The sequence below is a fragment of the Azospirillum sp. P4_B5 genome, from assembly GCF_056402275.1.
Map to the genome: position 1 here is coordinate 1 of NZ_JBFUHT010000088.1, position 9121 is coordinate 9121.

At 68.7% G+C, this 9121-nt stretch carries 11 protein-coding genes; 3 read left to right on the forward strand and 8 right to left on the reverse strand.

The window, feature by feature from the left end; translation table 11 throughout:
• The first annotated feature begins 258 nt into the window (after positions 1–258).
• Positions 259–708, forward strand: coding sequence for a DUF2155 domain-containing protein (locus AC1DVI_RS31465; RefSeq protein ID WP_476961327.1), 450 nt, complete (start codon positions 259–261; stop codon positions 706–708).
• 21 nt (positions 709–729) lie between these two features.
• On the opposite strand, the gene aat is transcribed toward AC1DVI_RS31465, so the two are convergent.
• The gene (aat, locus tag AC1DVI_RS31470) at positions 730–1371 is read right to left on the reverse strand and encodes a leucyl/phenylalanyl-tRNA--protein transferase (protein ID WP_476961328.1); all 642 of its coding nucleotides are present in this window, start codon (positions 1369–1371) and stop codon (positions 730–732) included.
• Between the two features lie 125 nt (positions 1372–1496).
• On the opposite strand from aat, the gene AC1DVI_RS31475 reads away from it, so the two are divergent.
• The gene (locus tag AC1DVI_RS31475; RefSeq protein ID WP_476961329.1) at positions 1497–2150 is read left to right on the forward strand and encodes a ribonuclease T2 family protein; all 654 of its coding nucleotides are present in this window, start codon (positions 1497–1499) and stop codon (positions 2148–2150) included.
• Positions 2151–2295: 145 nt separating this feature from the next.
• Here the strand turns inward: AC1DVI_RS31475 and accC are convergent, their stop codons facing one another.
• The 5 genes from accC to AC1DVI_RS31500 form a co-directional block, all read right to left on the reverse strand.
• Positions 2296–3639: an acetyl-CoA carboxylase biotin carboxylase subunit gene (gene accC, locus AC1DVI_RS31480; RefSeq protein ID WP_237903104.1), complete on the reverse strand. Its 1344-nt coding sequence runs from the start codon at positions 3637–3639 to the stop codon at positions 2296–2298.
• A 20-nt stretch (positions 3640–3659) separates the two neighbouring features.
• Entirely contained in the window at positions 3660–4109 is a 450-nt protein-coding gene (gene accB / locus AC1DVI_RS31485; RefSeq protein WP_476961330.1) for an acetyl-CoA carboxylase biotin carboxyl carrier protein, read from the reverse strand.
• 23 nt (positions 4110–4132) lie between these two features.
• Positions 4133–4582, reverse strand: a complete 450-nt coding sequence (gene aroQ / locus AC1DVI_RS31490; protein WP_014241158.1) for a type II 3-dehydroquinate dehydratase — start codon at positions 4580–4582, stop codon at positions 4133–4135.
• Between the two features lie 125 nt (positions 4583–4707).
• Entirely contained in the window at positions 4708–5475 is a 768-nt protein-coding gene (locus AC1DVI_RS31495) for a substrate-binding periplasmic protein (RefSeq protein WP_476961331.1), read from the reverse strand.
• Positions 5476–5538: 63 nt separating this feature from the next.
• The gene (locus AC1DVI_RS31500; RefSeq protein ID WP_476961332.1) at positions 5539–7002 is read right to left on the reverse strand and encodes a dynamin family protein; all 1464 of its coding nucleotides are present in this window, start codon (positions 7000–7002) and stop codon (positions 5539–5541) included.
• Between the two features lie 185 nt (positions 7003–7187).
• Here AC1DVI_RS31500 and AC1DVI_RS31505 point away from each other — a divergent pair, with 185 nt between their 5' ends.
• A complete protein-coding gene (locus AC1DVI_RS31505; RefSeq protein ID WP_476961333.1) occupies positions 7188–7739 on the forward strand; it encodes a hypothetical protein in 552 nt (183 codons plus the stop codon).
• A gap of 194 nt (positions 7740–7933) precedes the next feature.
• Here AC1DVI_RS31505 and AC1DVI_RS31510 read toward each other — a convergent pair whose 3' ends face one another.
• Both AC1DVI_RS31510 and AC1DVI_RS31515 read right to left on the reverse strand, forming a co-directional pair.
• Complete coding sequence (locus tag AC1DVI_RS31510; protein WP_476961334.1) at positions 7934–8311, reverse strand: hypothetical protein; 378 nt, start codon at positions 8309–8311, stop codon at positions 7934–7936.
• 106 nt (positions 8312–8417) lie between these two features.
• On the reverse strand, positions 8418–9121 hold a 704-nt coding region (locus AC1DVI_RS31515), incomplete at its 5' end, for a methyl-accepting chemotaxis protein (RefSeq protein ID WP_476961335.1).

Sequence of the window (9121 nt, forward strand, 5' to 3'; positions counted from 1 at the left end):
GGGCGGGCCGGTCGGCGCGGTGGTCGGCGGCGCCGCGGGCGCCGCGGGCGGCACCGCCACCCAGAAGATCGAAGAGAAGAAGGGCACCGCCGGTCCGTCCCCCACCAACGCCCCCTACGGCGGCACCCGCCCCAGCGGCAGCATCACCCAGTAAGCGGGCCCGATAAGGCGGTCACGGAGTAGACGGGGAGACGCTTCCGGGCTAGAAGGCTGTCGGGTTTCGGCCCACGCCGTTCGACATCACGGAAGCGATCCCCAGTGACGACGATCCAAGTGACGACGACTCCGAAAAGCCTCCACCTTCGCGGTGCGGCCCTGGCGGCCGCGCTGCTCTGCCTTCCGGTCCTGAGCCTGCCCGGCCTGACCAGTGGCCCGGCCGGCGCCGCTCCGGTGCCGGAGGAGATGGTCAGTCGCCCCGCCGCGAAGCTGCAGGGGCTGGACAAGATCACCGCCCGCACCTCCACCTTCACCATCGCGGTCGGCGAGACCAAGGCGCTCGGCAGCCTGCGCATCACGCTGCGCGCCTGCAAGGAGAACCCGCCGATCGAGCCGCCGGAGACCGCCGCCTTCCTCGAAGTGATCGAGAACAAGCCCGGCGAGCAGGCCGAGCCGGTGTTCAGCGGTTGGATGTTCGCCTCCAGCCCCGCCCTGTCGGCGATGGAGCACCCGATCTACGACGTCTGGGTCCTGTCCTGCGAGGGCGACTGAGTCCGGCCCATCGCCCGGCCCTCAGCCCTCCGCGCCCAGCAACGCCGTGATGGCCGCCTCCTGGTTCACGCCGCCGAAGTCCGTCGGCACCGCCAGGGCGGCGGTCAGCCGGCGGCGGTACTCGGCGCGCGGGATCTCCATGGCGCCGAACTGGCTCAGATGCTCCGTTACGAATTGCGCGTCCAGCAGCGTGTAGCCCGCCACCCGCAGCCGGGCGACCAGATGCACCAACGCCACCTTGCTGGCGTCGGTGACACGGCTGAACATGCTTTCCCCGAAGAAGGCGCCGCCCAGTGCGACGCCGTAGAGGCCGCCGACCAGTTGGCCGCCGCTCCAGCATTCCACGCTGTGGGCGCAGCCGCGCTCGTGCAGTTCGGTGTAGAGCCGCAGGATGTCGCCGTTGATCCAAGTCTTCGGGCGGTCCGGGGTCGGCTCCGCGCAGGCCTCGATCACCGCGCGGAAAGCCGTGTCGAAGCGCAGAGCGAACGGACCGCGCCGCACCGTCTTGCGCAGTTTGCGCGGGACGTGGAAGCCCTCCAGCGGCAGGACGCCGCGCCGCTCCGGATCGAACCAGTACAGCTCCTCGGAGTCGGCGTTCTCCGCCATCGGGAAAATGCCGGCGGCGTAGGCGCGCAGAAGCAGCGATGCGGACAGTTCGATCATCGCGGACACTATAGCCGTTTGCCCCCTCGCCCCCGCAACGTTATCTCAGCGCACCACTTCCGCGCGACAGGTGGCTCCCACCATGGTATGCAACGGAAAGAAGTTTTCATCGCAGGAGTTCCAACATGAAGACGGTTCTGTCAGCCATCATCGTATCGGTGGTTGCGTTTCTCTCGATGACCAACGCGTCATGGGCGCAGCGCAAGGCGGAGCCCGGCACCTTCGATTACTATGTGCTCAGCCTGTCCTGGTCACCCACCCACTGCGCCAAGACCCAGGGCGACGCCGATCCTGACCAGTGCGGGGTGGAGCGCCAGTTCGGCTTCATCGTCCACGGCCTGTGGCCCCAATACAGCAACGGCGGATACCCGGCCACCTGCACCCGCGACCGCACGGTCCCCCGCGCCGTGGTGGACGCCACCATGCCGGTGATGCCCAGCGTCGGGCTGATCGTGCATCAATGGACGAAGCACGGCACGTGCAGCGGCCTGCCCGTCACCGACTATTTCGCGCAGGTCCGCAAGGCCTTCACCAAGGTGAAGATTCCCGAGGCGCTCCAGGCTCCGAAGCCCGACCTGTCGATCCCCGCGACCCAGGTGGAGCGCCTGTTCGTCCAGGCCAATCCGGGGCTGGAGCCGGAGTCGGTGGCGCTGATCTGCGCCAAGCGCGACGTGGCCGAGGTGCGGCTGTGCCTGAACAAGGATCTGTCCTTCATGCCCTGTGGCGCCAAGGTGGTGGACCGCTGCCGCCGCGACGCGCTGCTGACCGCGGCGCCATAATCCCTTTCGTCCCCGATTCTCCCCTCTTTCCTCCGGGGAGAGGGGCAAGGTCGCCAATTCCTATTGAAGTAAGAGCTCGCCAAACGAAAAAAGCCCTTCCTCCCGACCGGGAAGAAGGGCTCTTTTCATTCAACCGTTCGACTGCTTACTTCTTCATGCCCATCAGCTGTTCGAGCCAATGGATGTCGTAGTTGCCGTCGATGAAGGCCTGCTGCGCGATGATGCGCTGGTGCAGGGGCAGCGTGGTGTCGACGCCGCCGATCACATACTCCTCAATGGTCCGGCGCAGCCGCATCAGGCACTCGTTGCGGGTGGTGCCGTGGACGACCAGCTTGGCGATCAGGCTGTCGTAGTGCGGCGGGATGCGGTAGCCGTCATAGAGCGCCGAGTCGACGCGCACGCCCAAGCCGCCCGGCGCGTGGTAGCCGTCGATCTTCCCCGGCGACGGGATGAAGGTCTCCGGATGCTCCGCGTTCACGCGGCACTCGATCGAATGGCCCTGGAAGCGGATGTCCGCCTGACCGTAGCCGAGCGGGGCGCCGGTCGCCACGCGGATCTGCTCGCGCACCAGATCGATGCCGGTGATCATCTCGGTGATCGTGTGCTCGACCTGCAGGCGGGTGTTCATCTCGATGAAGTAGAACTGCCCGTCCTCGAACAGGAACTCCATCGTGCCGACGCCGCGGTAGCCGATGGCCGCCGCCGTCCTGGCCGCCAGATCGCCGATGAAGGCGCGCTGCTCGGCGTTCAGGGCCGGCGACGGGGCTTCCTCGATGACCTTCTGGTGGCGGCGCTGCACGGAGCAGTCGCGCTCGCCGAAATGCACGCAGTTGCCGTGCTCGTCGCCGAGAAGCTGGATCTCGATGTGCCGGGGCCGGCCGAGATACTTCTCGATGTAGACCTCGTCGTTGCCAAAGGCGGCGCGCGCCTCGCCACGGGCGAGCTGGTAGGCTTCCTTGAGCTGGTCGGGGTTGCGGGCGACCTTCATGCCCTTGCCGCCGCCGCCCGCCGCCGCCTTGATGAGGATCGGATAGCCGGTTTCGCGGCCGATCTTCTCCGCCTCCTCCAGCGTCGGCACCGGGCCGTCGGAGCCGGGAACCACGGGCAGCCCCTGCTCCATCACCGTCTTCTTCGCGGTGACCTTGTCGCCCATGATGCGGATGTGCTCCGCGGTCGGGCCGATGAAGGTGAAGCCGTGCTCCTCCACCATCTCCGCGAACTGGGCGTTCTCCGACAGGAAGCCGATGCCGGGATGGATCGCGTCCGCCCCGGTGATCGACGCCGCCGACAGGATCGCCGGAATGTTCAGGTAGCTTTCGCGGGCCGACGCGGGGCCGATGCACACGCTCTCGTCCGCGAGGCGGACGTGCATGGCGTCGGCGTCGGCGGTGGAATGCACCGCCACGGTCTGGATTCCCATCTCGCGGCAGGCGCGGTGGATGCGCAGAGCAATCTCACCGCGGTTCGCGATCAGGACCTTCTCGAACATCGCCAAGGGATGATCCCCGCTCACTCGATGATCATAAGGACTTCGCCGAACTCCACCGGCTGGCTGTCGGAGATCAGGATCTCGACGACCGTGCCGCCCCGCGGGGCCTTGATGGGGTTCATAACCTTCATCGCCTCGATGATGAGGACGGTCTGGCCGGCCTTCACCGTGTCGCCGACGCGAACGAAGGGCGTGCCGCCGGGCTCGGCCGCGGCGTAGGCCGTGCCGACCATCGGCGAGGTGACGGCGCCGGGGTGGCTGGCGGGCTTGCCCGCCGGAGCGGCGGCGGCGGCCGCAACGGGGGTAGGAGCGGCGACCGGAGCGTGCACGGCCACCGCCTGGGCGGCCGTCGGGCGGGTGACGCGGATCCGCTTCTCGCCCTCGGCAAACTCGATCTCGCTCAAGCCCGTCTCACGCAGGAGATCCGCCAGCTTGCGGACCAGATCGCCGTCGATGTCGAAGCTTGCCATGGTGTTCGTTTTTCCCGTGTTCCTTAGTCGCGCTCGAGGATATTCGCCATGGCGTCCAGCGCCAGCAGATACCCGTGAGGGCCGAAGCCGCAGATCATCCCCTTGGCCACCGCGGAAATGTGCGAGTGGTGGCGGATGGCCTCACGCTTGTAGATGTTGGAGAGATGCACCTCGACGATCGGCAGCTCGGACAGGATCAGCGCGTCCATGATGGCGACGGAGGTGTGGCTGTAGGCGCCGGCGTTGATGACGATGCCGTCATGCTCCGTCCGCGCCTGCTGAATCCAGGAAACGAGTTCGCCCTCGTGGTTCGACTGCCGGAAGTCGATGGCCAGCCCGAGCTGTTCGGCGCGTTCCTGACACGCGCCTTCCAGATCATCGAGCGTCATGGAGCCATAAATGTGCGGTTCGCGCACGCCCAGCATGTTCAGGTTCGGTCCGTTCAGGACCAGAACGGAAGCGTCGATGGCCACGGGCCACGCCCCTTTTCCAAGATCGAGTCCGCGCGTTTATAGCACTTTGCGTCGCGCTGGCAATGCCGCATGGCGCAAACGTTACGCCCATTCGGCGTGTTCCGCCTCCTTCGGCGCCAAACGCCTCACGGCGCGGCGGACAGATGACGGCGCAGGATCTCCTCGAAGGCGCCGCCATCCTTCAATTTCCTCAATCCGACGTTGAAGGCGGCCAGGATCGCCGCCGCTTCCGGCGATGAACGGGACAGAATCAGATGCTGCCCGGCGCGGGCGTAGGGCAAGGGAGCGACGCGGATCTCGTCCCCGACCATCGCCTTCGCCACCGCGCTCCGCCCGGTGAATTCGTCGATGACGAAGGCATCCACCCGGCCCGAGGCGACCATCCGCACGCAGGCCGGCAGGTCCGCCGGGCTTTCCCGCATCAGCGCCCCCGCCGCGGCCAATTCCGCCAGCTCCGGCGGCAGGGCGTAGCCGACCGGCGCGCAGACCGTGCGTCCCCGGAAATCCTCCGGGGTGCGGAACACCATGCCGCTGTGGGCGGACAGATAGACGAGCTGCCGCACCTCCAGCAGCGGGTCGGAGAACAGCATCTCCATCTCGCGGTCCGGCGTGCGGACATAGGGAAAGGTGCCGAGGAACCTGCCCGCCAGGACGCCGTCGTAGCCGCGGCGCCAGGGCATGAAGCGCACGCCGTAACGCAACCCGACCTCGTCGAAGGCGCGGCGCACGATCTCGGTCAGCAGGCCGCCCTCCGGCAGATCCGCTCCCGTGAAGGGGGCGAAGTCGTTGCCGGTGACCAGGTCCAGGGCTGAACCGAGGGGGGCCGAGGCGAGGGGGGCCGAGGCGAGCGGGGTCGCCCGGACGGGACCGATCGCCGCCAGCAGCAGGAGCATGGCCAGAAGACACCGCCGCCCCGCCATCGCCTATCCCCTACCCCCTCTCCTGCGGACGCCCGCTCACTCCGCCGGGGCGCGGTTGCGCCGCCCGGCGGGGTCGGTGAACAGGTCGTTGATGCGCTGGACATGCTCCGCCACCGCCTCGCGGATGGAGAAGATGCGCTTCTCCGCACCGCCGCTCCAGCCCGCCGGCTTCTTGCGGAAGATCGAGCGGAAGAAGCGGGTGTTGCGCAGGAAGCCCTGCTGCAGGTTGAGGTCCACGTCGCCGTAGCGCTCCGGCAGGCTGCGGGCGACCCGGCGGCCCATGAAGGAGCGCAGCCAGAAATGGCCGGCGCCGAACAGACCGGCCAGGACCACCAGCGCCACCAGCACCCCGATCGGCAGGCCGCCGGTCCAGGCCGGTTGCGACTGGGTCAGCCAGGTGAGGAAGGCCGACACCGTGTCGCCGCCGGCGAGGCTGGCGATCCCGCCGAAGAACAGGGCCAGCAGGGCCAGCCACACCGCGTCGCCGATCAGCACCAGCTTGCGCCAGCGCTTCATCGCCGCGGCGAGCTGCGGGACGATCTCGCCCTTCAGCTCCTTCACGAGGCTGTCGATCATGCCGACGATGCGGTAGGCGCGGGCGACCTCCACCTCGTTGATGCGCACCTGGAGTTCGGCGAGGTCGGAGTCGCGCCGCGCCTCGTAGCGGGCGCGCACCGCGTCGTCGGCAATGGCGACCGCCGACTTGCTGTCGTAGAGCGCGTAGAAGCGGCCCGAGACCAGCCCGGCCTGGGCGATGGCGCGCTGCCACGCGCCGAACACCGCCTCCAGATTGTCTTCCTTCGCCGTGGTGTCGATCTGGTTCAGGATGTAGCAGACCTTGCGCGCGTCGGCGCGGTCCACCGTCTTCGCCACCAGATGCTTCAGCGTGTCCTGCATCGCCCCCGGCTCCGGGTGGCGCCCGTCGAAGAAGACCAGCACGAGGTCGGACAGCTCGACGATATGGTCGACCAGCCGCAGCACCGAGCGGCGCTGGTCGTCGGCGTCGAAGCCCGGCGAGTCGATGAAGATCTTGCCGCGCGCCCGGTCGCCGGACAGCGTCTTGAGCTGCAGGTAGTTGTCGATGCGCTTGCCTTCGCCCGCCGCGACCTTCTCGATCTCGTCGGCGATCCGGTAGAAGGGAAAGCGCGGGTCGGCGTTCAGCGCGGTGCCCGGCAGGGCCTCGCGCCGGGTCTCCTGGCCGTGGCAGATCACCGTGAACTTGTCGTCCACCGCTTGGTTGCCGGTGTTCTGCAGCGGCGCGCCGAGATAGCCGTTGAGGAAGGTGGACTTGCCCGCGGAGAAGGTGCCCAGCACCGCGATCATCGGCCACCAGGGAATGCGCGTGGTCAGCGACTCGTGCGGCCCCAACAGGCCCAGCCGGACCAGGACCCGGTCGAAATTGCGGAAGGTCGGAATGACCGGAAGAAGGTTCGGGTTTTCCGCGCGGAGATGCGCGTCCAGGGCGGCGAGGCGCTGCTGGAGGGCTTGCCTGGGGGTCATGGCCGGCCGGGTCCCGTCTGCTGTGAAATGGGGCGACGTGTCGTGTCTGAGGCATTCTCTAGCACGAGGCGCCGTTGCGATGGACAGCGAAATCGCCGTGGCCGGAAACGCCGTGACGGCGCCGCCGCCTGTGACCTTCTTTGGTGGTATGGATCGGAAAGGGTCCCTGAAACGTTGCTTTCGGCATGACCGCCGAAAACGACCCCGACACCGATTCCCTGCGCCTGACCGCGGAGGAACTCGCCTTCCTGCTCAGCGATCCGCAGAGCCGCGCGGACCGGGAGGAACGCAACGCCCGCGCCAACCGGAACCGCACCGAACGGCGGCGCAGCGATCCCGCCTATGCGGAGCGGCTGCGCAACGAGGACCGCCTGCGCCAGCGGCGGCACCGCGCCAAGGCGGCCATCGGCCGGCCCGAGCGTGAAGCCGAGCCGCCCGTTGCCCTGCCCGCCCTGTCGGCGACGGACGCCCTGCGCCGCCTGGAAGCCCATCTGGAGGTGGCCGCCACCGCGCAGGCGGCCCAGCTGCGCCGCCGTCCGGAGGCCTTGCGGCGCTACGCCGCGGCGTTCGAACTGTACCGCGCCCTGTCGGACCGCGGGGAGCGCCCGACGCGCGGCGCTCTCGCTGCCGCCTTCGCCGCAAGGCTCGGCCTCACCCTCACCCCGTCGCAAGTCCAGAAGCTGCGCGATCAGGTGGAAGGGTTCGCCCGTCCGGGTGGCCCCTGGCACGCCGGTTGACCGGCAGAGCGGAAAGGCCGATACAGCCGGTCACGCAGACAGGCCGATGCGGCCTCGGTTCGGCTCGCAAACGGTCATTAACTCGTTATTAACCATGAATTAAGGGGCCGTTAAGCCTTTTCGCGGGCTCCGCCGCGCATTGGAGACCACATCGGTGCGCTGCGTGACAGACCGTATCGGGCTTTGCCGCCGCTCTACAGGTCGGTCGGCGCGTTCGGCACCGAGGGTTCGGGCTTCGCCGGCGCGGGGTCGGCCGGTGCCGGGTTGGGTGGCGCCGGATTGGGTGGCGCCGGACGGGAGCGGTCGAGCCGGCGGATGACGATGTCGCCCTCCGGCGTGACTTCGGGGGGAGCGAACATCGGCACCTGCCGCACCCACCCCTCCAAAGCCTTCATCAGCAACTCCACCCCCTGGCGGGCCTGCTCGCCCGGCGTGGAGGGAGCGCCGGACGGAGGTGCGGCGCCGCCCGGCGGGGGCGGCGTGTCGGTGGCACCCGCCGGCCCCGCCCACAGGGCGCCGGCAAGGACCAGGGGCACCATGATGTTCACGGAGTTGAGGCGGCGCGCGGTCATGGGTTCGTCACTCCCGGTTGGTGTGATGGCCTTCCCTGACAAACGTCCGCGCCGCCCTTTCCATCGCACGCATTTTCAGAAAGGGCCGGTTTTCAGAAAGGACCGGTCAGAACTCCTTCCAATCGTCCTCGTCGGCGGACGCGCGCTGGAGGGTCGCCGAGGCCGCCTTGCCCGCCGCCGGACGGGCCGGAGGCGCCGCCTTGCGGGCGGCGGGCTTGGCCGGCGCCGGCTTGGTCGGGGCGATACTGCGCCGCAGAGCCGGAGCCCCGCCGCCTTGATGACCGACGGGAGCCGCCAAGAAGGCTGCGGCGTCCAGCTTGAAGAAGCTGACCAACGACCGCAGGTCGGTCGCCTGGTTGGCGAGCGACTGGGCCGCCGCGGTGGTCTCCTCGACCAACGCGGCGTTCTTCTGGGTCATCTCGTCCATCTGCGAGACGGTGGCGTTGATCTCGTCCAGGGCCGCCGCCTGCTCGCTCGACGCCGAGGCCATCTCGGCGATCAGCCCGGCGACCTGCTGGACACCCGACACGATGCCCTCCAGCGCGTCGCCGGCCTTCTTGACCAGTTCCACGCCGTCCTTCACCTGGCTGTCGCTGTCGAGGATCAGGCCCTTGATCTCCTTGGACGCCTGGGCGGAGCGCTGGGCGAGGTTGCGGACCTCCTGGGCCACCACCGCGAAGCCGCGCCCGGCGTCGCCGGCCCGCGCCGCCTCCACCGCCGCGTTCAGCGCCAGCAGGTTGGTCTGGAAGGCGATCTCGTCGATCACCCCGATGATGTCGGTGATCTTGCGGCTCGACGCCTCGATGCGCT